A 23,421-nucleotide genomic window follows, 5' to 3' on the forward strand; every position below is an offset into this window, starting at 1 on the left:
ACATGGAAATCGCTGGGGCGAGCATGGACGACGTTATGGGCCTCATAGAGGAGCTAATCACTGGCCTTTTCAGGGAGCTTAGACCGGTCGTTTGGGAGTCCTTTGAGAGGGAACTGCCAAAGGTGAGGAGGCCCTTCAGGAGGTTCACCATTGAGGAAATCAGGGAGGAGTTTGGAAGCGAGGAGGAAGCGAGCAGAGCTTTGGAAGAGCCCTTCTGGATAACCGGAATCCCAAGGGAGTTCTACGACAGGGAAGTTGACGGAATTTGGAGGAACTACGACCTCTATCTTCCAGGGGGCTACGGTGAGGTTTCCAGCGGGGGAGAGAGGGAGTGGGAGTACGAAAAGATACTCGCCAAGATACGCTCATCCGGTCTGAGCGAGAAAGCTTTCAGGCCATACCTTGAGGTTGCCAGGGCCGGCCTTCTAAGACCGAGCGCCGGGGCTGGGGTTGGGGTAGAGAGACTCGTCCGCTACATTGTCGGAGCGAAACACATAGCGGAGGTTCAACCCTTCCCGAGGATTCCGGGGATTCCGGCCGTTATCTAAATTTCTTCCTTTATTTTTGGTCCCCTGTATCGGTCACTTTGGCCTGCTGTAATTTTTCCCTCGTCTATAGGGGCAGAGTTGTGGTGGGCTTTCCTGGATTTCTTAGACCTTCTAGTGTTTGGGGTTCCTGTCCGTCCCTCCAGTTTGAGAGCAGAAAAGTATTTTACTCCCGGGGTTGCAGATTCGGTAAGGGGGTCACGGTGGAAGTTACAGTATCGGAACTTGTCGAACTGGTGAGGCCCGGGGAAACAGTTGTCGTTGAGTACGAAACCTCATACGTCCCTGAATTTGCCCTTAAGTTCCTTGCCGATTACACTAGGAAAAACGGCGTTCCCTTCATTATAGACGACAATTTCGACAGCCTTTATACAATTCTAATTCACTGCAAAATGCTAGGACTCGACGTTGACCTCAGCCACGCCTATGTGTTCAAGACCGGCGGAAGGAGAGAGGTTGGGGGTAAAGTGATGCGGGTGGAGTTCCACCCGGACCCAAGGGTCCTTCTGAGGAACTACGACAGAGCTTTTTCGGAGGTCGTTGGAACGCTTGAAAAACCCGCTTTAAACCTCGTTCTTGGCGTGGAGAGTCTTCTCTACTTCGTCAGGGACGTTAGGGATTTTTACAGGTTCCTCCTCGGAATCCAGCGCTACGTGGGGAACAGGGGGAGGAAATCCTTCTATCTCGTTCACACCGGCCTCATATCGAGCCTCCCGGCTTACGTTCATCCCGAGCTCAGGAGACTAGCTACCAGCGTCTGGGTATTTGATAGTTATCCCACTGAAGTTAAGCTCTCAATCCTTCGCAGTCCTGACCTTGACCTTGTCGGCAGGGAGTTCACCATAGATGTTGGAGGTGTTTCCCGTGGCGGTAGTTGAACTCAAAGGCGTTGCCTCCAGGGAGGATGTGGTTAATCTCTTCGGCTCGGTTCGTATGGGTGACTTTATGCTGATTGAAAACTACTCTATCGTTGGTTCGGAGCTTACCCTTTATGCTCTCCTGAACTACGCCTACGAGCGCGGTCTTCCGGTTCTCGTTGAGGACATCTTTGATGCATTTGCCGGTTATCTTAGGCACTTCGACGTCATGGGCATTACCCCACCTCTGGAGCACGTGGGGGTTCTAAAGATTGGGGGCATTGATGAGCTCGGCCATGTTGTTGACAAGATTCAGTTTGAGGCGGACCCCACCCTATACCTGCAGAAGAAGGAGAGGGCGATAGAGAGGGCCATGGGCGATGAGCGGTACGTTTACATTGTCACAGGCTTCGAGAGGCTCCTCGGGTTCCAGCGCGACGTGAAAGGGATTTACGTCATAGTCAATCACATGAGGGAGACCCTCGGTAACGGTAGGAGGATGACATTTAACCTGATAGAGAGCAACGTCATCAACGGCTTTTCAATGAACCCCCTTCCCTTACTTGAGAGTGTTGCCACTTCCGTTGTGGAGCTTCACGACCACGGGGATATGCTACGCCTCAGGTTTCGGAAGTCAATACTCAATCTCCTTGAAGGAAGAAATGAGGTATTTCTCCACCCCTTTGACGTGGTTGAGTGGTGGTAGAAAGCTAAAAAACTAAAAGAAATGTTCCAGGGGAGAACGACTTCCATTTTTCCCGACTTTCATATGAATTCCGAGGGCGTTAGTTACGGTTCCGCTCTTCTCAATCCATTTTCCTGCCGGGACTAGGAGAATATCTCCCGGTAGCTCAACGGATTCGTTGGAAACAACTACGTAGCGCTCGACTTTGGGTATGCCAGTTATTCCTGCCCTTAGCAGACCTTCGGCGTTTGCACCATTCCAGAGTACCAGCGTTGGAACTCCAAGGGGTTTGCTCGGCCCCTCAACCACCGCTAGGTCGTAGTTCTCTTCAACGATTTCCTTCCCCCTCAGGAGGATCTTGAGGAGAGGGAACTTCTCCGGGTCTGCCATAAGAAGGACACTCCTCGCATTCCTAATGTCATCGAGGGTCGCCGTTGAGGGGCTTCCGCTCACCGTTGACCCTATTGGAATGTCCCTCCGCTTGGCGAAGGATTTCAGGGCCCTTATTTCCTCGTTGGTTAGGTCAGGCGTCAGAATCAGGGCATAATTTTCTTTTTCAATAAAGCTCTTGGCCTCTTCCCAGCCCACAGGTCTTCCGTTGAGAAGTGGGCCCTTAAGGGACTTCTCCCAGGGCCTTTCGAACCTGCAAATGTCGCAGATGTATCTGTTCCACGAGTTATTGACACTTGAAGCCCTCACGAGAGTTCCAGCATAGACCTCAACTGCCATTTCGCAGGCAAAGGAACAGCCGTTACAAACGGTTCTGATTTTTTCCGTCTTCCATGGGCCGGGCTTTGTGAGGGGTGGTCTCTCCATTATCGCCCCGACCGGGCAGATATCTGCCAGTTCCCCAACGAAACTCCCCCTTAGGTCGGCCATCTTATCGCCGAGCGGTGGTCCAACCCTTGTATTGTAACCCCTGAACAAGTAGTCTATCAGACCTTCGCCTGAGATTTCCTGGGTGAAGCGGACGCAGAGGCCACAGAGAACGCATTTGTTGGGGTCGAGCGTAACCCTAGGGTGGCTCTCATCAATTTCGAAACGCTTTTCTCCCCTGCCCAGCTGGGGCTTTACATTGTAGATTGTTGCGTACTCCCTCAGCCTGCATTTGAAGACGGCCAGACAGCCACAGCTCATACAGCGCGAGGCTTCTCTCCTTGCTTTGCTTTCGTTTAACGTTTTCTCGACTTCCTCGAAGCCCCTTGCCCTCTTCTCAGGGTCGAGGAGCTTTGCCTTGACCCTTGGTCTCTTCGGTGTCTTGCGGTAGTCCTTCTCTCTTACATCTCTCCAGTGGTTGTAGGGCCTGAGGTCGAAGAGGAGTTCGTAGAGTTCTCCGTCCTCGAGGATTTCCTTGATGTGCTTCTCCGGCTCCATAAGGACTTCCCTGGCCTTCTCAAGTTTACCCTTGAGGTAGAGGTCTATCATTATCGCCGCCCTTCTTCCCGTTGCTATGCTCTCGATGACCGTTGAGGGCCCGAGAACAAGGTCCCCGCCCGCGAATACACCTAAAACATTTGTCTGGAGCGTAATCTCATCAACGACCGCCCTTCCACGCCTTGTCTCAATCCCGAGACCCCTTAGGAACTCCTCATCGGAGTGCTGGCCTATCGCCAGAATCACATTGTCGGCCTTAACGCGGAATTCCGAGCCTTCAATTGGAATCGGCTTTCTTCTTCCGCTTGAATCTGGGTCGCCGAGGCGCATCTTGATTAGCTCTACCTCCTCTACCCTTCCATCACCGACAATTCTGACGGGGTTAGTGAGGAAGAGGAACTCGATACCTTCCTCCATGGCTTCCTCCACTTCGCGCTCGTTTGCCGGCATCTCTGCCTTTGAACGGCGGTAGACAACGGTAACCTTTGCACCGAGCCTCAGGGCGGTCCTTGCGACGTCCATCGCGGTGTTCCCACCACCTACCACTATAACGCGCTCGCCGAGTTCCACTTCCTCGCCGGTGTTCACCTTTTTGAGGAACTCTATGCCGTGCGTTACCCCCTTGAGGTCCTCTCCGGGAATTCCCATCTCTCTGCTCTTCCAAGCTCCGACGGCCAAGAAAACGGCGTCGTAGTTCTCTCTCAGCTCGTCTAAGTTCACGTCCCTCCCGAGGGCTGTATTTGTCCTAATTTCTATTCCTGTCCTGATAACGGTGGCTATGTCCTTATCGAGGACGTCCCTCGGTAGTCTGTAAGCGGGAATGCCGTAGCGGGCCATCCCTCCCAGCTCGGGCATGGCCTCGAATATTGTGACCTTATGGCCCTTCAGCCTGAGGTAGTAGGCGCAGGCGAGGCCAGCAGGTCCGCCCCCAACAACTGCAATCCGCTTTCCCGTCGAAGGTGGTATTTCGGGCATCCAGGGGTTATTCTCAAGGTCGTAGTCCGCTGCGAAGCGCTTCGCAAGCCTTATCCCCACAGGCTCGTCCACGAGGTTTCTCCTGCATGCTTCCTCGCAGAAGGCCGGGCAGACCCTTCCGAGCACCGCCGGGAGGATGTACTTCTCCTTCATCAGCTTAACGGCCTCATGGTACTTGCCCATCGATATGAGCGCGAGGTAGCCCTGTATATCCGCATGAGCTGGGCAGGCATCCTGACAGGGGCCTATACAGTCCCCGTAGTGGCTCGAGAGGAGAAGCTCAAGGGCGGTTTTCCTCATCTCGATGACCTTCTCGCTAAGGGTCTCTATTCGCATTTCTTCCACAGGTTTAAGGGTGCACGCTGTTGTTATTCCCCTCTCGGTCTCAACGAGGCATAGACGACAGGAGCCGTAGGGTTCAAGCTCCCCAGTGTAGCAGAAGCCCGGAACGTGGCCAATCTCCCGCAGAAACTCTATTGGAGGCCTATCCCCCGGGGCGTCAAACTCTTTCCCATCAACGATAAGCTTTACCATATCACTCATCCCCCGTAAGGATTTCTATCGCGTTGAACCGGCAGACCTCGTAGCAGGTTCCGCACTTGATGCACTTCTCCTGGTCTATCTCGTGGGGCTTGAGCCTCTCACCGGTTATTGCCTTGACCGGGCAGAGGATTGCACACGCCCTACAACCGGTGCACCTTTCGGGAACGATGACGTACCTTATGAGGGGCTTGCAGACCTTTGCGGGGCATTTCCCTTCGATATGGGCCAAGTACTCGTCTCTGAAGTAGCGGAGCGTCGTCAAAACGGGGTTCGGGGCAGTCTGCCCGAGACCGCAGAGCGAACCGGCTTTGACTTGATGGGCGAGTCTCTCAAGCCTCTCGAGGTCCTCCTCCGTTGCCTTCCCCTCGGTGAATCTCTCGAGGATTTCGAGCATTCTCTTCGTTCCTATCCTGCAGAAGGTGCACTTTCCACAGGACTCCTTGACGGTGAAGTCGAGAAAGAACTTGGCAACGTCAACCATACACGTATCCTCGTCCATGACGACCATTCCACCGCTCCCCATTATAGCTCCCGTTGCGTTCACGCTCTCGTAGTCAACCGGCGTGTCAAATAGGCTCTCCGGGATGCAACCTCCTGAAGGCCCGCCGAGCTGGACCGCTTTAATCCTCTTTCCGGTCTTCGTTCCACCGCCTATGTCGTAGAGTATTTCCCTCAACGTCGTTCCCATCGGAACCTCAACGTTCCCGCCGTGTCTTATCTTGCCCGACAGTGCGAAGACTTTGGTACCTTTGCTCTTCTCGGTTCCGAGTGATGCGAAGGCCTTCCAGCCGTGCCTTATTATCCATGGGACGTTTGCCCACGTTTCGACGTTGTTTATGTTTGTCGGCTTTCCGAAGAGGCCCTTCTGGGATGGGTAGGGTGGTCTCGGCCTTGGCATTCCGCGTTTGCCCTCTATCGAGGCTATCAGGGCAGTCTCCTCACCGCAGACGAAGGCACCCGCTCCTTCTTTTATCTCGATGTCGAAGGAAAAGCTGGAGCCAAGAATGTTCTCTCCCAAGAACTCTCTCTCGCGGGCCTGCTTTAGGGCTATCCTCAGCCTCCTGATGGCGAGAGGATACTCGGCCCTCACGTAGATAAAGCCCTTGGTCGCTCCAATCGCGTAGGCACCAATTATCATGCCCTCGATAACGCGGTGCGGGTCGCCCTCAAGGACGTTCCTGTCCATGAACGCCCCTGGGTCACCCTCGTCGGCGTTGCAGATTACGTACTTCTCGTTACCTGGGGCTTCCCTTGTGAACTTCCACTTCAGACCGGTCGGGAAGCCCGCGCCACCCCTCCCGCGAAGTCCAGACTTCATTATGATGTCTATTATCTCCTCGGGCTCCATCCGGAGGGCCTTTTTCAGGGCCTCGTAACCTCCAACGGCGATGTATTCATCAATGTTTTCGGGATCTATGTAGCCGGAGTTCTCGAGCACTATTTTTACCTGCTTGGAAAAGTAGTTGTCAACGTCCCAAGTTTCCCTCTTACCTCTCTCCCACCAGTCGCGCTTGACTATCCACTCCTCGATGGGCTTTCCGTTAACTACGTGCTCCTCTATAATCCTTGACACCTTCTTTGGGTCAACGTGACCGTAGGTTATAATCTCGTCCTCGGCTATGATGTCAACGAGGGGCTCGCGGTAGCACATGCCTACGCAGCCGACTATCTTGAGCTTAACGTCGAGGTTTCTCTTCTCAAGCTCGGCCTTTATGACCTCATAGGTTTCCTTCGCCCCTGCCGCTATTCCGCAGGAGTTCATTCCAACGGCTATAGCCTTTACCTCAGACATCGAGCTTCTCCTCCCTGAGCTTTTTGATGAGTTTCCTGACTTTGTCGGGGGTTAGCTTTCCGAAGACCTTGTCGTTTATCATGACCACTGGTCCTAAACTACAGCAACCAAGGCAGGCAACGCGTTCAAGTGTTATCAGCCCGTCCTCCGTCGTCTGGCCTTCTTCTATGCCAAGCTCTTCCGTTATGGCCTGTGCAATAGTAATTGCCCCGTTCACGTGGCAGGCTGTTCCATGGCAGATTTTTACGATGTATTTCCCGAGGGGTTCAAAGCGGAACTGGGCGTAGAAGGTGGCCACACCGTAGACCCTGCTCAGAGGAATTCTGAGGTAATTGGCTATCTCCTCAAGGGCCTCTCTCGGCAGGTATCCGAAGCGCTCTTGGGTTCTCTGGAGGAGGGGAATCAGCGAACTCGGTTCGGGAGGATACTCTGAAAGGTATCTACGGTTCTCCATAAGCATCACCGTTTGTGAAAAGCTATTGGCTTTCTATGTTTATAAATGTGCATTGAAGCACAAGTTTGTAACAAAAGGTTCCCAACTTAGAGTTTGGAAGCCCAATTTGAGGGATAAGCTTTTGTCTTCTTTCTCCAAGTTCTCCCGGTGAGAGCATGGGGCCCTTCGACTTTCTGAAACGGCTGAAAAAGGAAGATGCAGGTGGAGAGTTCATAGCCTCACGGAGACTAGTGGGTAGGTTCCTTGTGGAAGAAGTCTTAACAGTTTTTGGCAGGGAAACGCTCATCGGCACGGTTGAGGGCGTTATTTATCCGGGCTACAAGGTAAAGGGAAGAGCAGTAGCCCTAATTAGGGAAATCCAGAGGGACAGGAAAAGTGTTGACTTCGCGGTTGACGGTGATAGGGTTGCCTTAATCCTTGAGGGGAAGACAAACGCTAAAAAGGGCGATGTCCTCGAGGTGTACCAGTCGTAGGGGTGAGAATTATGATAATCCTTGACGACCACTTCCACGTTGACCCCTTCAAGGGCCTCTTCCTTGAGGCGGTAAAGCAGTTCCACAGGGCTGGTGGAACCCACCTGATGGTTGTCTACAAGACGGCCCACGACTACGGCTTTCCGGGATTGAAAGCGGAGGACTTCATGAAGGCGATGGACTTCCACGTTGAGCTCGTCGAGAGGATAAACAGAGAAACGCCGGTCAAAGCCTTTGCGGTGGTAGGTGTTCATCCAGCAGAGTTCGTCCATCTGGCCGAGCGGAAGAGCCTTGAATACGCCAAAAATGAGGTCATGAAAGCTCTGGAATACGCCCAGAAGCTCTGCTTTGAGGGAAAAGCGGTAGCGATAGGGGAAATCGGGAGGCCCCACTACGAGGTGAGCGAAGAGATATGGAACGCCAGCATCGAGCTGATGAAGTACGGGATGAGTCTAGCAAAAGAAGCCGACTGCGCCGTTCAGCTCCACACTGAAAGCTTTGACGAGGAAAAGTTCAGGGAGCTGGGGGAGTACGTTAAGGAGGTTGGCATAAAGCCCTACAAAGTTGTCAAGCACTTCTCACCACCACTTGTGAAAGTGGCTGAAGAGGTCGGCGTCTTCCCGAGTATCATAGCGAGTAGGAAGAACATCGAGGAGGCGATAAAGCAGGGTAACCGCTTTATGATGGAGACGGACTACATAGACGACAAACGCCGTCCCGGAGCCGTTTTGGGGCCGAAGACCGTTCCGCGGAGAACCAAGGCCTTTCTCCAGAACGGCCTCTTTACTGAGGAGGACGTTTACAGGATTCATGTGGAAAATCCGGAGAAGGTCTATGGGCTTGAGATGGAGGAGTAAACCAAAAGCGATTTATAGAACTCTTCCTGAAATAATTACCTGAGGGTTCCTCATGGGAAAGCTGAGGGCAGTTCTCCCAATCCTTATGATATACTACATCGTCAAGAAATCTGACAAGAAATACGAGAAGAAAATCGGGTGGATGAAAAAGATCGCTGCAGACTTCGCAATAGTCGATAACATTACTTATAATCACACGCTGGCTGGTCACCGCATCAAAATGGAAGAGTTTATAAAGAAAAAATACGGAGAGCTTCCTGGAAGCCCTGGCACAGATGCGAAAACAAGAAGGCGCGCAATATGGGAAGCACTAACACACACACGATTACTTCCCACATTACGGGAAAACGTACATTCACAAAAGCCCCGAAGATGCACAGAAATGGAACACGCTTGTTGGCCTGATGACAATCTTGCCGGCAATGTTCCACAAACTCACAGACACCGAAGAATTCGGGAAAAGAACAGATGCAATGCTGGAAAAAATAGCAGAAGGGCTGATATTCTACAATCACAAGAAAGATGTGGAAGAAGAGTACGGAACCTTGAAGATCCCGCCACCAAAGGAAGCTGTGCTTTTAGAGGGGTATCTACTGCCCGAATTTGAAAAACTGAAAAAGGACCCACAGCTCCAAGACAAATTCCTAGATGCCCTAGCCGAAGCATACCACATAAGAACATGGCCAAAAGAGCGACTGAGAGAATATCTCAAATTGGCAATAGATGCCGCCGAAGAAGTATCGAAATACCTCGGTAAGGCAGGGAAGTCATACATACCCGTGGATGAGTTTGAAAAGTTTGAGAAATTAAACAAGTTCCTGGACACGTTATTCACCAAAGAGTTCCATGCAAGGAAAAGAAAACCAGTCCTACACAAAACGCCCGTGAGTCGGATGCAAACTACCAAACCGCCCCTTCAAAACGGTTGGATAAAAAGCCAAAGTTCGGAAGAAATACACCGAGAGGCCACCAAGCTCCTCGGCGTTATCCAGGGTCTCAAAATCGCTAACGCCGGCGAGGAGGCACTGAGGGGACTTGAGAAAAGGCTCTGGAACGACATTAGAGGGCTCGGTAAGGAAAACCTTGAGCTGGCCGGTCTCTACGCAATGGTTATAGCGCACCTCCGCGAGAACGACCTCGAAGGGGCCGAGAGGTTTCTCTTGGAGGTCGCAAAAGGCCAGTCTTGAAAAATCGCGTAATGAAACCGGAGGAGTAGAGGGGCTTTCCCTCTTCCAAAACCGTCCTTATGAAACTGTCGTTTCTATTTTTAAACTCCTCCGGCTTGATGACTATCGGGCTTATCAGCTCCCCGTATTCGAGGAGAATTCCGGTCACAACATCCACCATCTTCGTGATTATGGAGACATTGAAACTCTTCCTGAGGATTTCCTCGACCCTCGGGAGTTCCTCCGCTGGAATTGCGTCCGCAAGATAATAGAGAGAATGTTAGTGTCAATCGGAAATCCCTCTCCCATTCCTCCCTCAGCTCCTTGAGGCCCTTTTCAAGGTCTTTCCTGCCCCTGTAAATACCCCGGTACTCTGACGGCTCGAAGAACCCCCCTTTATCCTTTCCCAGAGTTCTAGGGGTATGATAACGCCCTTAATCCTCCCCTGCTCGTCGTATATGTACTCCACACCCTCCATACCCACACCTGAAAAGATTTCACTCCACGCATATTTAACGCCTTCGCTTTTTTCAACAGTTAACCTCCGCCCTTCTCACCACCCTCACCCTTCCGGGCTCCCCAACCTCTCCCTCCACCTCGAAGATCTTGCCCAAAAACTGCTCCACGACCCAGACGTTGGTAACTAGGTGGCTCGTGATTTTGGCAACGCCAATCTCTCCTCCAGCAAAGGCCAAAAACGGTATCAGTTGGTCGCCGAGGAACTTATCCACGGCCGCCCGGGTCGTCAGCTGGTCGAGGAGCTCACCCGCCGCTTCCCTGCCGACAACCTCTGCCGGCTTACCGCGCTTTCCAAGGGCATCTCCCCCGAGCCTCAGCGAGTCCGTCTCGGCCCAAACCACTATTCCGCTCCCCGGTCCGAGAGAGCGCGAAACCTCCTTCTCTATTTCGACCGGAACGCTGTAAAAGCTCCTCAGCTTTTCCTCGGCGGCCTTTGCCTGCCTCTCAGCGACGTGGGCTGGCAAGTTGGTGGCGTGGCTTATCCCGGAAAAGCGCTCGATTTTCCTCCACTCGAGGGCTATGAGCGGTTTCCTCTCCCCCCAGAGTTCAACTTTCCCAACTACCAGACCGCCACCCTTCGGGTAATGGCCCCTCCTCTTTATCTCGAGCTCAACCTTTAGTCCCATTCTCTCAAGGGCAAAGAGCGTGACGTTTTTTAGGTAATCCACCGGTGGGCTCCAGGGGACGTCGGTTCCTCCGGTTACCTCGAAGCTACCCCCGGTGAAGGCCATAGCCGGAAGCAAAGCCTGAAGGACGAGGGTTATACTGCCCGCTGTTTTTATCGGAACGCGGATGTATTTCGGCTCGGGCTTTCCAGGGATAAACTCGAGCCTCGTTGAGCCGACCTGAGCGCCTTTAACCCTCGCATTGCTCAGCTCCTTCAGGGCTAAAATCCCGTGGAGGTGCTGTGTTTTAAGCCCTGGATTGGGCCTGTTGGCGCGGATGTTATATACCCTCACGGGCTTTCCTGTGATTACGGACAGAGCAACCGCCGTCCTGAGTATCTGCCCTCCGCCCTCGCCGTAGGAACCGTTTATTTCAACCCACTCCATTCTCCCACCCTTACCCTCTCAGCTCAAAAACCTAAAAACCTGACGAAAGGCTTTTAGGTGGGCCGAACAACTTCTGCCGGTGAGAACATGGACGAGCTTGAATTCTGCGTTAAGAGCCTCAGCTATCCCCTTGGCATGCTCCTTGAGAATCTGAAGAGAAAACCCGGTGAAAGGGTTGAGGTGAGGAACGGGACCGTTTACATTCCCAACGTGCCTTTCGCGGCGAAGTGCTACCTCACTGCTCTCGCTCTCTTTGAGAGCCTCGACGTGGTTGATGCCAAGAGGCTTGCCGATGACTTAACCTATGTCGAGGACTTCATAGAGCGGGTTCTCTTATCCCCCCTCGGCGAGAAGGTGAGACCCTACGTTGAGGAATCGGGTGAACTTATCTCCAATGGGGACAAGCTGAGCGTGGACTGGCTTGAGTTCGAAAGGAGGAGCGAAGGGGTAAGGCCCCTCCTCGAGAGGATTCTCGGTGGAAAAGAGCCTGAGGAAATCGGGGAGCTGAGTGTTGATGAGTGCCTCCTCCTAAGCTACCTCGCCGGGGACAGGAAGGGGCGCGAGAAAGTTAACGCCGTCCTCGGAAAGCTGAATTCAGCCTTCAGGGAGGCCGTTAAGGCGTACTTCAAGGCCTTGAGGCGTTGAGCCTTATTGCAATCTTCAGGGCCTCTTCCCTCTCAAGGCCCCTCTTTACGAGCGCTTCCACCAGCCTTGCCAGGGCCTCGACGTTCCTCAGGTTCAGTTTTTCCTCCGGGAGGTTGACGAATCTAAGGGGCACGTTAAAGCCAAGCCTCGATGAGAGCTCCACGGCAAATTCTTCCCTCGTTAGGGGCGGAATCCTCACGTAAGCGGAGAAATCGAAGTCGCTGTACTTTTTCGCGTTTTTGGTCTCCACTATCAGAGGTCCGTCTCGCTCCCCGCTCAGGAGCTCGGCAACGCTTTCCGGACTGGGCTCGCGGAGGATTAGTGCATTTGGAGGAACGAGCTCCGATATGTCAACTCCCCTAAGGTTCTCGACGAGCGTGTCAACGCCAAGGGAGAGAACTTCCCTCCAGTCGAGGGTTTTCATCTCGGGCCTTTTGGCAATGACCCTTCGATAAAGGATGTCGCTCACGAGGGTTATCTGGTAGACCTCGTTTGTCTCCTCCAGTGTTAGCACACCGTTGGAGAGCAACCTCAGGCCGAGCCTTGCGAGGGAAGAGCTCAGCTCCTCCTCGCTTCGCGTTGTTATCGCCTTCTTCCCAGAGACGTCTTCAACTCCCCTGCTCACGAGCCTGTAATCCGCTGGGAAGAGGCCCTTTGCGTTAAAAAACTCCTCTAAGGTCTCTTTGGCGGTCTTCTCGTCGATTGCGTAGACCTTGACGAACTCCACGTTTCCAGCCCTGTCAACCCCTATGAAAACGACCGCGTCGCGCCTCTCTTCGGGTGTTAAAATGTCCATCGGCTCACCTCATAGGCTCATGGCTCCCAACAATTCTCCGGTTTCGATGTTGAAAATCTCGACGACCCTCTTTCTGGTATCCAAGAGGGCAACGCTCTTTACTCCAGTTAGGTAACCGCACACCTCCCCGGGATTGACCAGTATCGTTCTCCCGACTTCCCTGATTTCGTAGTGGTGGGTGTGGCCGACTATAACAACGTCGTAGAGCTTGCTGTAGGCAAGTGCCTTAACCAGTACTTCGTTCGTCCCGTGCGTTACCGCTATCTTCATACCATCGGCATTAACCTCGATTAGCTCATCGCATACCCCCATTGCCTCGTAGAGGCCCTTCCTTTCACCGTCGTTGTTTCCGAAGACTCCCTTGAGGGGGGCTTTGAGCCTCTTAAGTTCCCGGGCGACGAAGGGGGCGACGTAGTCGCCGGCGTGGATTACCAGGTCAACGTTCCTCTCGTTAAAGAACTCTACGGCCTTCCTTATGGCGGGGAGATTGTCGTGGGTGTCGCTCATTATCCCAATCAGCATTACAGCTCACCTAAGCCGGAACTCTCCTTTGAAGTTTATAGGGTTATCGAGGACTAAAGCGTTCTTCCCCTCATTTGTGTTCATGAATGCATTCGAGTGGAAATCCAACTGGTATAACCGAGTCCAACACCGTCCTAAGCTGTTCCGACAAGGTTTATTAGACCAAAACCTAAGGCCGTTGAAGGTGGTGGCATGTTCACGGGCAGAGCCCTCATAGCGGTCAAGGTTCTCAGACCCTTTTCAGACTGGAATCAGGGCGATATCGTCCTAATCGAGGACTGGAAGGCGAGAGAACTCTGGGAGGCCGGAATCGTTGAGGTTGTTGACGAGACCGACAAGGTGATAGGCGAGATAGACAAGGCCATAGCGAACGAGAGGGAGAGCGAGCCCCTTACGGTGATTCCTGAGGGGCTCTACGAGAGGGCCGAGTTCTACATGTATTACCTTGAGAACTACGTCCGCCTGAACCCGGGCGAGAGCGTCGAGACAATAAACGTCAAGCTCACGAAGCTGGCCAACCTCAAGAAGAAGCTTCGCGATTTGAAGATGATACGCTTCAACAAGATTCTCAAGGCGGTGATGCTCAGGCCGAACAGTCTGGAGCTTCTCTCAAGGCTTTCTCCAGAGGAGAGGAGGCTCTATCTCCAGATGTCCAAGATAAGGAACGAGTGGCTCGGTGATGGATGATGGACAGGGAGGAGATGATTTCTCGCTTTGCAAAGTTCCTCAGCGAGTACGTTGATGACGAGGGCAACGAGGTCTACATCAACCGCCTCAAGGATTTGCTCACCGTAACCCCCAAGCGCTCCCTCGCGATAGACTGGGCTCACCTCAACTCTTTTGACCCCGAACTGGCTGAGGGACTGCTCAACAACCCTGAAGAGGCGATAGCGAGCTGTGAGGATGCAATCCAGATTATCCTACGCGAGCCTCCTTTGCTCGTTGAGAGGGATTTTAAGGTTCACGCGCGCTTTTACAACCTTCCCAACACACTACTCGTCAAGGAACTTGGGAGCGAGCACATAAACAGGCTCATTCAGGTTGAGGGGATAATCACGCGCGTGAGTGAAGTGAAGCCCTTCGTTGAAAAGGCCGTCTTCGTGTGCAAGGACTGTGGCAACGAGATGACGAGACTTCAGAGGCCCTATGAAAATCTGGTCAAGCCGGCGAAATGCGACGCCTGTGGCTCAAGAAACATAGAGCTCGATGTCGAGAAGAGCCGTTTCATAAACTTCCAGAGCTTCAGGTTACAGGACAGGCCGGAAAGTTTGAAGGGTGGCCAGATGCCCCGCTTCGTCGATGCAATCCTCTTAGATGACCTCGTCGATACAGCCCTGCCCGGCGACCGCGTTCTAGTAACTGGAATCCTGCGCGTTATTCTTGAGAAAAGGGAAAAGATGCCAATTTTCAAGAAGGTCCTAGAGGTTAACCACATTGAGCAACTCAGCAAGGAAATTGAGGAACTCGAGATTTCCCCCGAGGACGAGCAGAAGATAAGAGAACTGGCCAAGAGGAAGGATATCGTTGATGCGATAGTTGATTCAATAGCCCCAGCAATCTGGGGGCATAGGATAGTGAAGAAGGGTATAGCTTTAGCTCTCTTCGGAGGTGTGCAGAGAACTTTGCCCGATGGGACGAAACTTCGCGGTGAGAGTCACGTTCTCCTCGTGGGTGATCCTGGTGTTGCTAAGTGCGTTGACTACGATACAGAGGTTGTTTTGGCCGATGGAAGTCTGAAGAAGATTGGAGAAATTATGGAAGAAGCCGTTAAAAGGGCCGAAAAAGAAGGAACGCTTGGGAAAGTTGACGATGGCCTCTACGCTCCTCTCGACCTTGAACTTTACGCTCTCGACGCGAAGACCCTGAAGGTTAGGAAAGTTAAAGCTAACATAGCCTGGAAGAGAACTGCCCCAGAGAGAATGTTCAGGATAAAGACCGCCAGTGGCAGGGAGATTAAGGTAACGCCAACACATCCATTCTTCATTTTTGAGGACGGACAGTTTAAGACGAGGAAAGCGAGGGAGCTTAGAAGAGGGGACTTTATAGCAGTTCCGAGGATTATACCCACAGAGGGAAAAGCAGTAAGACTAAGCGACGCGCCTATCAAAAAACCGAAAACTGCAAAGAGTAGGCTTGTTCTCCCGGAGTTTGCTGACGAGGAATTCTGGTACGTCATGGGGCTGATAGCAGGTGAAGGCTATGCTCAGAACAGGGGCGGAAGCGCCACTCTCTACTTCACAAACAACGATCCGGAACTCATAGACAAAGTTTACAGCTACCTCAAAGGTATTGGCCTCACCCCCAAGGTAAGGGAAGCCCACAGAGGGAAGAGTTCCCGGGAAGTCTACGCTCCCAGTATCGAACTCTATCACCTCTTAGAATGGCTCAGGCTTGCAAAACCCTCGGCTGAGAAGACAGTTCCACCACAGCTTTTCAGGGCAAGAATAGAGGATATCAAAGCATTCCTCAGGGGATACTTCGATGCTGAAGGAACCGTTGACAGGAAGAGACCAAAGGTAACAGTTGTTTCGGCGTCAAAAGAGATGCTGAGAGGAGTCCAGCACCTGCTCCTCAGGCTCGGCATAAAATCCCAGTTGCACGAGACTAAGGCTAAGGCCACCAATGGGAGGATGAAAGGTAAGAAGACTTACTACCGGCTTTTCATAACCGGGGAAGACACAGTGAAGTTCAAAGATGAGATTGGCTTTGGGATTAAGAAAAAACAGCGCATCCTTGAGGACGTCACAGAGGGCATTACCAATAACACCAACGTGGACGTTGTCCCAGGAGTTGGAGGCCTTCTCAGAGAGCTGAGAACTAAGGCCAGGTTGACCCAAAGGGAGATGGGCATAAACCGCTCGACATACCTCCACTACGAGAGGGGCGATAGACTGCCCAGCAGGGAGAAACTTGGGGTCATTGTTGAAACCCTCAAGGAGCATCTACCCGACTCGGAAGAAGTTAAAATCCTCAGCCTTCTTGCGAACTCGGACATCTTCTGGGATATGGTTGAAGAGATCGAAGAATACAAGCCAGAACACCCGTGGGTCTATGACCTTCAGGTTCCAGAGCACCACAACTTCATCGCCAGCGATATTTTCGTCCACAACAGTCAGATTCTTCGCTACGTAGCTAATCTGGCGCCGAGGGCAATCTATACGAGCGGTAAGAGCTCAAGTGCCGCCGGGCTTACTGCGGCAGCGGTAAGGGACGAGTTCACCGGCTCTTGGGTTCTGGAAGCTGGTGTCCTTGTGTTAGCAGATGGTGGGATAGCGTTAATTGATGAATTTGATAAGATGAGTGACCGTGACAGAAGTGCCATTCATGAGGCACTGGAGCAACAAAGCGTAAGCATCTCCAAGGCAGGCATCACAGCTACTCTCAACGCGAGGACCACAGTCATAGCCGCCGCCAACCCGAAGTTCGGTCGCTTCAACAGGCATAAGTCCCTTCCAGAACAGCTCGACCTTCCACCGACACTGCTGAGCCGTTTCGACCTTATCTTTCTTCTCCTCGACGAGCCGGATGAAAAGATAGACGCGAGCATAGCCGAGCACATCCTCAGGGTGAGGAGAGGAGAGGCCGAGGTGGTAACACCTAAGATACCCTACGACCTGCTAAAGAAGTACATAGCCTACGCTAGGAAGAACGTTCACCCGGTTTTGAGCAGGGAAGCTATGGAAGAAATCAAACGCTACTATGTAAAGATGAGAAAGGGCCTTAAGAGGAGTGACGACGAGGGGGTTCAGCCGATACCAATAACGGCGAGACAGCTGGAGGCCCTGATTAGGCTGAGCGAGGCCCACGCGAGGATGCGCCTGAGCGAGACGGTAACGAGGGAAGATGCGAGGGCCGCTATAGAGCTCATAGAGGCCATGATGAGAACTATAGCGGTTGATGAGGAGGGCAACATAGACGTCTCAATCCTTGAGGTTGGCAAGAGCTCGAAAAAGCTCAACAAGATAGAGAAGCTGGTCGATATCATCAAGAACCTTGAGAGCGAAGGCGACTACGGTGCCCCGGCCGAGAAGGTAATCGAAGCGGCCAAACAGGCTGGGGTCGGAAGCAAGCGTGAGGTAGAGAAGCTAATCGAGGAGCTCAAGGCCGATGGCAGAATCTACGAACCGAGGGCCGGCTTCTACAGGGTGCTCTAACAAAGGTTATAAAGCGAAGGGAAAACCTATGAGGGGGTGAGAACATGAGCGAGAGCATTGACTTTTACGACTTTGAGAAGCTCCTTGATAAGGCTTACGAGGAGTTGCCCGAGAACGTTAAGTCCCACAGGTCCCGTTTCGAGGTTCCTCCGGCGGTTGTTACAATAGCGGGCAACAAGACGATTATCGAGAACTTCGTGGACATAGCAGAGGCCATGAACCGCGACCCGAACCACCTCCTGAAGTTCATCCTCCGCGAGGTGGCAACTGCCGGAACCCTAGAGGGCAGGCGCGTAATCCTCCAGGGACGCTTTACTCCCTACCTGATAGCCAACAAGATGAAGAAATACCTCAAGGAGTACGTCATCTGTCCGGTCTGTGGAAGTCCGGACACGAAAATTATCAAGCGCGGACGCTTCCACTTCCTCAAATGTGAGGCCTGTGGTGCCGAAACACCGATACAGCACCTTTGAGGTCTTCCTTCTTTTTTGCACTTCTATGGACAAATTATCCATTTTTGGATGAAATTTTTCTTCTCAAAAACCCTTTTAAACTTTACAAACTACAACCCCCAAGAAATCAAGGGGGTTACTCTTATGGGCATGGAGGAAAAGCTCAACGAGCTTTATGAGAAGAGGGAGAAGATTCTTGCCATGGGCGGTGAAAAGGCCGTCGAAAAACAGCACGCCAAGGGCAAGCTCACCGCCCGCGAAAGGATTGAGAAGCTCCTCGACCCCGGAAGTTTTGTGGAAATCGGTATGTTTGTCAAGCACAGGGGCACTGAATTCGGCCTCGACAAGAAGGAACTTCCAGCTGACGGCGTCATAACCGGCTACGGGACGATTGACGGCAGGCTCGTCTTCGTTTACGCCCAGGACTTCACGGTGATGGGAGGTTCCCTTGGCGAGATGCACGCGGCGAAGATAAAGCGCGTCATGGAGCTTGCCCTTGAGGCAGGAGCGCCGGTCATAGGCCTCAACGACTCTGGTGGGGCCAGGATTCAGGAGGGGGTTGATGCCCTCAAGGGCTACGGCGAGATTTTCAAGATGAACACCCTCCTCAGCGGTGTTGTGCCCCAGATAACAGCTATAATGGGTCCCTGCGCCGGTGGAGCCGTTTACAGCCCTGCTATAGGAGACTTCATCCTCATGGTTGACAACCCGGCGAGCTTCATGTTCATCACCGGTCCGCAGGTAGTCAAAGCAGTCACCGGCGTTGAAGTTACCCCCGTTCAGCTCGGTGGGGCGATGGTTCACGCCCAGAAGGCCGGGCAGGCTCACCTGATAGGGAAGAGCGACGAGGAGGTTCTTGCCCTAATCAGGAGGCTCATAAGCTATTTGCCATCGAACAATATGGAGAAGCCCCCGCGCGTTAAGACCAATGATTTGCCCTTCAGGAAGAGTGAGAGGCTCTACGAGATTGTCCCCGATGACCCGAACAAGCCCTACGACGTCAGGGATGTTATCTATGAGATAGTTGACAGAGATGAAAACGGCAACCCGGATTTCCTTGAGATTCTGCCCTATTTCGCTCCCAACGCTGTGGTTGGCTTTGGAAGGATGAACGGGCAGACCGTTGGAATAGTTGCCAACAACCCCAAGTACTTCGCGGGCGTTCTCGACATAGATTCGAGCGATAAAATTGCGCGCTTTGTGAGAACCTGTGACGCCTTCAACATTCCGATAGTTACGCTCGTTGACGTTCCTGGTTATTTGCCGGGCGTTGACCAGGAGAGCAGGGGCATCATAAGGCACGGCGCCAAGGTTCTCTACGCGTACTCCGAGGCGACCGTTCCAATGGTCACTGTAATCCTGAGGAAGGCCTATGGAGGGGCCTATCTCGCTATGGGGAGCAAGCACCTTGGAGCCGACTTCGTCTTCGCATGGCCTACAGCAGAAATAGCGGTCATGGGTCCGGAGGGAGCGGCGAACATCATTTTCAGGAAGGAAATCGCTCAAGCGGAGAATCCAGAGGAGGTTAGACAGCAAAAGATAGCAGAGTACCGCGAGAAGTTTGCCAACCCCTACGTTGCGGCCGCTAGAGGGTACATTGATGATGTCATAGACCCGGCCGAGACGAGGGGCAAGGTCATCATGGCGCTTGAGGCCCTTGGGAGCAAGCGCGTTAAGTTGCCACCTAAGAAACACGGCAACATACCCCTGTGAGGTGGAAGCATGAACCAGATAGTAGAGGGTGGATGGATAACGGTCATAGGAATTACGGTAGTCTTCGCGATACTCACGATACTGGCTATAGTGATGTACGCAATCGGCGCCTTCGAGCGCGGTATGACAGGAAAGCGAAAGGAGCCCGAAAGGACGGGGGAAGTTGAAGGAGTCAAACCTCCGGAAACGGAAACCGAGGAAATCCCACCGAGGGATTTGGCGATAATAACGGCATCTATCCTCGCCTACCTCGCCAAGAAGGCTGAGGTTGTTCGTCCATTACCTTTTAGGAGAAAGGTTTCTGATGCGTGGCGCCTTTACGGCCTTCAGAGCGGTATGGATGAGGTTGAGAACTTCAACTACGAGATTAGGAAGTGGTGAAGATGAAGGTTAAGGTCATCGTTGATGGAAGGGAGTACGATGTTGAGGTGGAGGAACTGCCCGGGAACAAGTTCAAGGTCAGCTTCGAGGGCAAGAGTTATGAAGTCAAAGCCGAGGGACTTGGGATAGCACTTCCAAGCGTTCCGGAAACGGGTGTCAGCGCATCTTCTCCAGCTCTAACTTCTGCTTCAACATCTGTGCCAGCACCAGCTCCGGTTAGTGCTCCTGCTCCGGCACTTGCTTCAGTTAGTTCTCCTGTTCAGGCTTCGCCGAACACCGTTACCGCCCCAATGCCGGGCAAGATTCTCAGGGTTCTTGTGAGTGAGGGTCAAGAAGTTAAAACCGGCCAGGGACTCGTTATCCTTGAGGCCATGAAAATGGAGAACGAAATTCCAGCTCCAAAAGATGGAGTCGTGAAAAAAATCTACATCAAAGAAGGCGACACCGTAAACACAGGCGACCCACTAATTGAACTCGGGTGATGGAAAATGGCCAGCTTCGTGGACTTCCTCAACACCATGGGCCTGCTCCACCTCACGGTAGGGAACCTAATCATGATTGCAGTGGGTCTAACGCTCGTCTACCTTGCCATAAGGTATGAGATGGAGCCCCTCCTGCTCCTGCCTATAGGTATTACCGCGGTTCTCGTAAACCTTCCCCTCAATGGCATAGCGAACTGTCCAACGGTGGGCGGGATCTGCTCCCACCCGGGACTGCTCGACATAATCTACCACTACCTCATTAAGACTGAGATAGTGCCTCTTCTGATATTCTTTGGCCTCGGTGCAATGACGGACTTCGGACCGCTAATAGCGGACCCGAAGACGGCGCTCCTCGGCGCTGCAGCTCAGATAGGTGTCTTCGTGGCGATGCTGACGGCTTTAGCCTTGGGCTTTAACCTTCATCAGGCGGCCTCAATAGGAATAATCGGCGGTGCCGACGGGCCAACGACGATATATCTGACCACCAAGCTCGCTCCGGAGATACTTGGGGCCACAGCGGTCGCCGCTTACTCCTATATGAGCCTCGTTCCCTTAATTCAGCCACCTATCATAAAGGCCCTAACAAGCCCCGAGGAGAGAAGGATAAGGATGGAACAGCTCAGGCCGGTCTCAAAGCGCGAGAAAATCCTTTTCCCAATAGTCACCATGATAGTCATTGGCCTCCTCGTTCCGAGCTCAGCTCCCCTTATAGGCATGCTCATGATAGGCAACCTCTTCAGGGAAAGTGGAGTCGTTCCCAGGCTCACCAAGGCCGCCCAAGAGGAACTCATGAACATAGTTACGATATTCCTGGGCCTTGGCGTGGGGTCTACGATGCGCGCTGAAAGCTTCTTGACTCCACAGACCCTAGAAATACTGGGACTTGGAGTTGTTGCCTTCGCCAGCGCCACAGCTGGAGGAGTGCTCTTTGGAAAGCTAATGAGCAAGCTCTCGGGCGGGAAGATAAACCCTATGATAGGTGCCGCCGGCGTTTCAGCTGTTCCAATGTCAGCCAGAGTCGTTCAGCGCCTGGCAAGTGAGGAGGACCCGGGCAACTTCATACTGATGCACGCTATGGGTCCGAACGTTGCCGGCGTTATAGGAACGGCTGTGGTAGCTGGTGTTTTCCTGGCCCTACTCGGCTGACGTTTTTTCCGTTTCCTTTTCTAAAACCTTAAATAGGGGAACAGCGCTTTAGGTTAAGCGGTGGTAGAACATGAGGGTAAAGACCCTGATGACAAAGGACCCAGTGGTAATACAGTTGCCCGCAACCAGGGATTACGCTCTTGAGCTCTTCAAAAAGCACAACGTCCGTTCCTTTCCCGTTGTCAACAAGGAAGGGAAGCTCGTCGGGATAATAAGCATCAAAAACGTCCTTATAAACCCCGACGAGGACCAGCTGGCGATGCTAGTCAAGAGGGACGTTCCAACGGTGGGAGCCAACGACGACCTCAAGAAGGCAGTCAGGAGAATGCTTGAAAGCGACTACAGGCGCGTCGTGGTAGTTGATGACGAGGGCAGGCCTATTGGAATTCTGACGGTTGGAGACATTGTTAGGAGGTATCTTTCTAAGAACGAAAAGCTAAAGGACGTTACAATTGAGCCTTACTACCAGAGGAATGTTAGCGTCGTCTGGAGGGGAACCCCATTAAAGGCCGCCCTAAAGGCCCTTCTCCTGTGCAACGCCATGGCAATTCCTGTTATAGATGACGATGGAAACCTCATCGGAATGGTTGACGAGACTGACCTTTTAAAGGACAGCGAGATAGTGAGGGTAATGAAGCAGAGTGCACTGTCCGCTTCGAGCGAGGAGGACTGGATTCTTGAGAGCAACCCCACGCTGCTCTTCGAGAAGGCCGAGCTCCAGTTACCGAAGAAGCCGGTTGAGGAAATAATGAACCCTAACGTTGTCGTTGCAACTCCCCACATGAGCGTTTATGAAGTGGCTCAAAAGATGGTGAAGTACGAGATAGAGCAACTGCCGGTTATCAAGGGCGAGGGTGAGCTCGTTGGAATAGTCCGCGATATGGACATAATCAAGGTTATCCTCAACAAGTGATTTAAGCCCCTCTTCCTTTTCTATTCCGGTGGGTTGAATGGAGGTTAGGGTTCAGCTCTTCGGCTTTGGAAACGTTGGAAGGGCCGTTGCGAGGGTTCTCCTAGAAAAGGAGCACTTTTTCAGGGAGAAACATGGCCTGTCCTTCAGGGTCGCCAGCGTTTCCGATACCAGCGGGACGGTCTGGCTTCCTGAGGGGATTGACCTGAGGGAGGCCCTGCTCGTCAAGGAGAACTTTGGAAGGCTCTCCGCGTGGACGAACGACTACGAGGTCTATAACTTTCCTCCCCTTGATGCTGTACGGGAGATAGACGCTGACGTTGTGATTGACGTTACCAACGACGGGAACGCTCACGTGTGGCATTTGGAAGCCCTCAAGGGGGGTAAAGCCGTCGTTACAAGCAACAAGCCACCGCTGGCCTTCCATTATTCTGAGCTTTTGGGTGAATCCGAAAAGAGAGGTCGTCCATACCTCTTTGAGGCGACCGTCATGGCCGGAACCCCAATCATTGGAATCCTTCGCGAGAACCTCCTTGCCGATTCTGTGAAACGAATCAGGGCCGTGCTGAACGCGACTACGACCTTTATACTGACGAGAATGGAGCAGGGGATTGACTTCGGGAGGGCGTTAAAACAGGCTCAAGAGCTGGGAATAGCGGAGCGGGACCCGAAGGGGGACGTTATGGGGATAGATGCCGGCTATAAGGCGACAATCCTCCACTGCGTGGCGTTCAAACCGATAACCTTCGACAAAATCAATGTTAAGGGAATCGTGGAGGTAACCGTTGACGAGGTTAAGAGGGCCCTTGCGAAGGGCAGGAGGATACGGCTGGTTGCTACCGTCGAGGATGGGAATGTAACCGTCGCCCCCGAGGAGGTAATGGGCCCGCTTGCGGTTTCGACTAATGAAAACGTTGCCCTAATCGAG

24 protein-coding genes are annotated in these 23,421 nt (G+C 52.8%); 17 read left to right on the plus strand and 7 right to left on the minus strand.

All coding sequences use genetic code 11. The features are described from left to right. From F7B33_RS04235 to F7B33_RS04245, 3 genes are all read left to right on the plus strand, one after another. A partial coding sequence (locus tag F7B33_RS04235) for an amino acid--tRNA ligase-related protein (RefSeq protein WP_297073302.1) occupies window positions 1-548 on the plus strand: 548 nt, incomplete at its 5' end. 200 nt (window positions 549-748) lie between these two features. Continuing rightward, a complete protein-coding gene (locus F7B33_RS04240) occupies window positions 749-1,423 on the plus strand; it encodes a DUF257 family protein (protein ID WP_297073306.1) in 675 nt (224 codons plus the stop codon). Further along, the gene (locus F7B33_RS04245) at window positions 1,410-2,108 is read left to right on the plus strand and encodes a DUF257 family protein (RefSeq protein ID WP_297073308.1); all 699 of its coding nucleotides are present in this window, start codon (window positions 1,410-1,412) and stop codon (window positions 2,106-2,108) included. The genes F7B33_RS04240 and F7B33_RS04245 overlap by 14 nt, the downstream gene beginning before the upstream one ends. 12 nt (window positions 2,109-2,120) lie before the next feature. Here the strand turns inward: F7B33_RS04245 and F7B33_RS04250 are convergent, their stop codons facing one another. Genes F7B33_RS04250 through nuoE form a run of 3 tightly spaced genes read right to left on the minus strand, consistent with a single transcriptional unit; the run spans window position 2,121 to window position 7,225 of the window. Continuing rightward, window positions 2,121-4,970, minus strand: coding sequence for an NAD(P)-binding protein (locus F7B33_RS04250; RefSeq protein ID WP_297073334.1), 2,850 nt, complete (start codon window positions 4,968-4,970; stop codon window positions 2,121-2,123). A gap of 1 nt (window position 4,971) precedes the next feature. Beyond that, on the minus strand, window positions 4,972-6,771 hold the full coding sequence (gene nuoF, locus F7B33_RS04255) for an NADH-quinone oxidoreductase subunit NuoF (protein ID WP_297073310.1): 1,800 nt from the start codon (window positions 6,769-6,771) through the stop codon (window positions 4,972-4,974). Then, entirely contained in the window at window positions 6,764-7,225 is a 462-nt protein-coding gene (nuoE, locus tag F7B33_RS04260; protein ID WP_366927517.1) for an NADH-quinone oxidoreductase subunit NuoE, read from the minus strand. The genes nuoF and nuoE overlap by 8 nt, the downstream gene beginning before the upstream one ends. Before the next feature lie 155 nt (window positions 7,226-7,380). Here nuoE and pbp11 point away from each other — a divergent pair, with 155 nt between their 5' ends. The 4 genes from pbp11 to F7B33_RS04280 are packed head-to-tail and all read left to right on the plus strand — an operon-like array spanning window position 7,381 to window position 9,742. Beyond that, complete coding sequence (gene pbp11, locus F7B33_RS04265) at window positions 7,381-7,698, plus strand: tRNA-binding protein Pbp11 (RefSeq protein ID WP_297073314.1); 318 nt, start codon at window positions 7,381-7,383, stop codon at window positions 7,696-7,698. 11 nt (window positions 7,699-7,709) lie between these two features. Continuing rightward, entirely contained in the window at window positions 7,710-8,555 is an 846-nt protein-coding gene (locus tag F7B33_RS04270; protein ID WP_297073315.1) for a TatD family hydrolase, read from the plus strand. Window positions 8,556-8,607: 52 nt separating this feature from the next. Next, a complete protein-coding gene (locus F7B33_RS04275) occupies window positions 8,608-9,162 on the plus strand; it encodes a hypothetical protein (protein WP_297073318.1) in 555 nt (184 codons plus the stop codon). Continuing rightward, the gene (locus tag F7B33_RS04280) at window positions 9,080-9,742 is read left to right on the plus strand and encodes a hypothetical protein (RefSeq protein WP_297073320.1); all 663 of its coding nucleotides are present in this window, start codon (window positions 9,080-9,082) and stop codon (window positions 9,740-9,742) included. The genes F7B33_RS04275 and F7B33_RS04280 overlap by 83 nt, the downstream gene beginning before the upstream one ends. A gap of 295 nt (window positions 9,743-10,037) precedes the next feature. Here F7B33_RS04280 and F7B33_RS04285 read toward each other — a convergent pair whose 3' ends face one another. Both F7B33_RS04285 and rtcA read right to left on the minus strand, forming a co-directional pair. Continuing rightward, window positions 10,038-10,199, minus strand: a complete 162-nt coding sequence (locus tag F7B33_RS04285) for a hypothetical protein (RefSeq protein ID WP_297073323.1) — start codon at window positions 10,197-10,199, stop codon at window positions 10,038-10,040. Between the two features lie 52 nt (window positions 10,200-10,251). After that, entirely contained in the window at window positions 10,252-11,292 is a 1,041-nt protein-coding gene (gene rtcA, locus F7B33_RS04290; protein ID WP_297073325.1) for an RNA 3'-terminal phosphate cyclase, read from the minus strand. Window positions 11,293-11,379: 87 nt separating this feature from the next. Here rtcA and F7B33_RS04295 point away from each other — a divergent pair, with 87 nt between their 5' ends. Further along, a complete protein-coding gene (locus F7B33_RS04295) occupies window positions 11,380-11,937 on the plus strand; it encodes a hypothetical protein (RefSeq protein WP_297073327.1) in 558 nt (185 codons plus the stop codon). Here the strand turns inward: F7B33_RS04295 and F7B33_RS04300 are convergent. Both F7B33_RS04300 and F7B33_RS04305 read right to left on the minus strand, forming a co-directional pair. Next, window positions 11,918-12,733, minus strand: coding sequence for a hypothetical protein (locus F7B33_RS04300; protein ID WP_297073329.1), 816 nt, complete (start codon window positions 12,731-12,733; stop codon window positions 11,918-11,920). The genes F7B33_RS04295 and F7B33_RS04300 overlap by 20 nt on opposite strands. Window positions 12,734-12,742: 9 nt before the next feature. Further along, window positions 12,743-13,255, minus strand: coding sequence for a metallophosphoesterase (locus F7B33_RS04305; protein WP_297063290.1), 513 nt, complete (start codon window positions 13,253-13,255; stop codon window positions 12,743-12,745). Between the two features lie 192 nt (window positions 13,256-13,447). Between F7B33_RS04305 and F7B33_RS04310 the strand changes: the two genes are divergently transcribed. The 9 genes from F7B33_RS04310 to F7B33_RS04350 all read left to right on the plus strand — a co-directional run. Then, window positions 13,448-13,942 (plus strand): hypothetical protein, encoded by a 495-nt coding sequence (locus tag F7B33_RS04310; protein ID WP_297063292.1) that lies wholly within the window; start codon window positions 13,448-13,450, stop codon window positions 13,940-13,942. Further along, on the plus strand, window positions 13,942-17,409 hold the full coding sequence (locus F7B33_RS04315) for an LAGLIDADG family homing endonuclease (RefSeq protein WP_297073331.1): 3,468 nt from the start codon (window positions 13,942-13,944) through the stop codon (window positions 17,407-17,409). The genes F7B33_RS04310 and F7B33_RS04315 overlap by 1 nt, the downstream gene beginning before the upstream one ends. A 44-nt stretch (window positions 17,410-17,453) precedes the next feature. Further along, the gene (locus F7B33_RS04320; protein WP_297063296.1) at window positions 17,454-17,882 is read left to right on the plus strand and encodes a translation initiation factor IF-2 subunit beta; all 429 of its coding nucleotides are present in this window, start codon (window positions 17,454-17,456) and stop codon (window positions 17,880-17,882) included. A gap of 123 nt (window positions 17,883-18,005) precedes the next feature. Beyond that, complete coding sequence (locus F7B33_RS04325) at window positions 18,006-19,574, plus strand: carboxyl transferase domain-containing protein (protein WP_297063298.1); 1,569 nt, start codon at window positions 18,006-18,008, stop codon at window positions 19,572-19,574. 9 nt (window positions 19,575-19,583) lie between these two features. Next, the gene (locus F7B33_RS04330) at window positions 19,584-19,955 is read left to right on the plus strand and encodes an OadG family protein (RefSeq protein ID WP_297063300.1); all 372 of its coding nucleotides are present in this window, start codon (window positions 19,584-19,586) and stop codon (window positions 19,953-19,955) included. Window positions 19,956-19,957: 2 nt separating this feature from the next. After that, window positions 19,958-20,437 carry an acetyl-CoA carboxylase biotin carboxyl carrier protein subunit gene (locus F7B33_RS04335; protein WP_297073336.1) on the plus strand — a complete coding sequence of 160 codons (480 nt, stop codon included), beginning with the start codon at window positions 19,958-19,960 and terminating at the stop codon, window positions 20,435-20,437. Between the two features lie 6 nt (window positions 20,438-20,443). Then, on the plus strand, window positions 20,444-21,583 hold the full coding sequence (locus F7B33_RS04340) for a sodium ion-translocating decarboxylase subunit beta (RefSeq protein ID WP_297064904.1): 1,140 nt from the start codon (window positions 20,444-20,446) through the stop codon (window positions 21,581-21,583). A gap of 70 nt (window positions 21,584-21,653) precedes the next feature. Next, window positions 21,654-22,496, plus strand: a complete 843-nt coding sequence (locus F7B33_RS04345) for a CBS domain-containing protein (protein WP_297064901.1) — start codon at window positions 21,654-21,656, stop codon at window positions 22,494-22,496. 37 nt (window positions 22,497-22,533) lie between these two features. Beyond that, on the plus strand, window positions 22,534-23,421 hold an 888-nt coding region (locus F7B33_RS04350), incomplete at its 3' end, for a homoserine dehydrogenase (RefSeq protein WP_297073333.1).

Origin of the sequence: Thermococcus sp. (genome assembly GCF_015523185.1) — an archaeon.
Lineage (GTDB): Archaea > Methanobacteriota_B > Thermococci > Thermococcales > Thermococcaceae > Thermococcus.

Coding starts and splice junctions, on each gene's coding strand:
- F7B33_RS04315 (WP_297073331.1), top strand. CDS start 13,942: ATGGACAGGGAGGAGATGATTTCTCGCTTTGCAAAGTTCCTCAGCGAG.
- F7B33_RS04320 (WP_297063296.1), top strand. CDS start 17,454: ATGAGCGAGAGCATTGACTTTTACGACTTTGAGAAGCTCCTTGATAAG.
- F7B33_RS04250 (WP_297073334.1), bottom strand. CDS start 4,970: ATGGTAAAGCTTATCGTTGATGGGAAAGAGTTTGACGCCCCGGGGGAT.
- F7B33_RS04345 (WP_297064901.1), top strand. CDS start 21,654: ATGAGGGTAAAGACCCTGATGACAAAGGACCCAGTGGTAATACAGTTG.
- nuoF (WP_297073310.1), bottom strand. CDS start 6,771: ATGTCTGAGGTAAAGGCTATAGCCGTTGGAATGAACTCCTGCGGAATA.
- F7B33_RS04300 (WP_297073329.1), bottom strand. CDS start 12,733: ATGGACATTTTAACACCCGAAGAGAGGCGCGACGCGGTCGTTTTCATA.
- nuoE (WP_366927517.1), bottom strand. CDS start 7,225: ATGGAGAACCGTAGATACCTTTCAGAGTATCCTCCCGAACCGAGTTCG.
- pbp11 (WP_297073314.1), top strand. CDS start 7,381: ATGGGGCCCTTCGACTTTCTGAAACGGCTGAAAAAGGAAGATGCAGGT.
- rtcA (WP_297073325.1), bottom strand. CDS start 11,292: ATGGAGTGGGTTGAAATAAACGGTTCCTACGGCGAGGGCGGAGGGCAG.
- F7B33_RS04340 (WP_297064904.1), top strand. CDS start 20,444: ATGGCCAGCTTCGTGGACTTCCTCAACACCATGGGCCTGCTCCACCTC.
- F7B33_RS04270 (WP_297073315.1), top strand. CDS start 7,710: ATGATAATCCTTGACGACCACTTCCACGTTGACCCCTTCAAGGGCCTC.
- F7B33_RS04330 (WP_297063300.1), top strand. CDS start 19,584: ATGAACCAGATAGTAGAGGGTGGATGGATAACGGTCATAGGAATTACG.
- F7B33_RS04325 (WP_297063298.1), top strand. CDS start 18,006: ATGGGCATGGAGGAAAAGCTCAACGAGCTTTATGAGAAGAGGGAGAAG.
- F7B33_RS04275 (WP_297073318.1), top strand. CDS start 8,608: ATGGGAAAGCTGAGGGCAGTTCTCCCAATCCTTATGATATACTACATC.
- F7B33_RS04305 (WP_297063290.1), bottom strand. CDS start 13,255: ATGCTGATTGGGATAATGAGCGACACCCACGACAATCTCCCCGCCATA.
- F7B33_RS04310 (WP_297063292.1), top strand. CDS start 13,448: ATGTTCACGGGCAGAGCCCTCATAGCGGTCAAGGTTCTCAGACCCTTT.
- F7B33_RS04335 (WP_297073336.1), top strand. CDS start 19,958: ATGAAGGTTAAGGTCATCGTTGATGGAAGGGAGTACGATGTTGAGGTG.
- F7B33_RS04295 (WP_297073327.1), top strand. CDS start 11,380: ATGGACGAGCTTGAATTCTGCGTTAAGAGCCTCAGCTATCCCCTTGGC.
- F7B33_RS04285 (WP_297073323.1), bottom strand. CDS start 10,199: ATGGAGGGTGTGGAGTACATATACGACGAGCAGGGGAGGATTAAGGGC.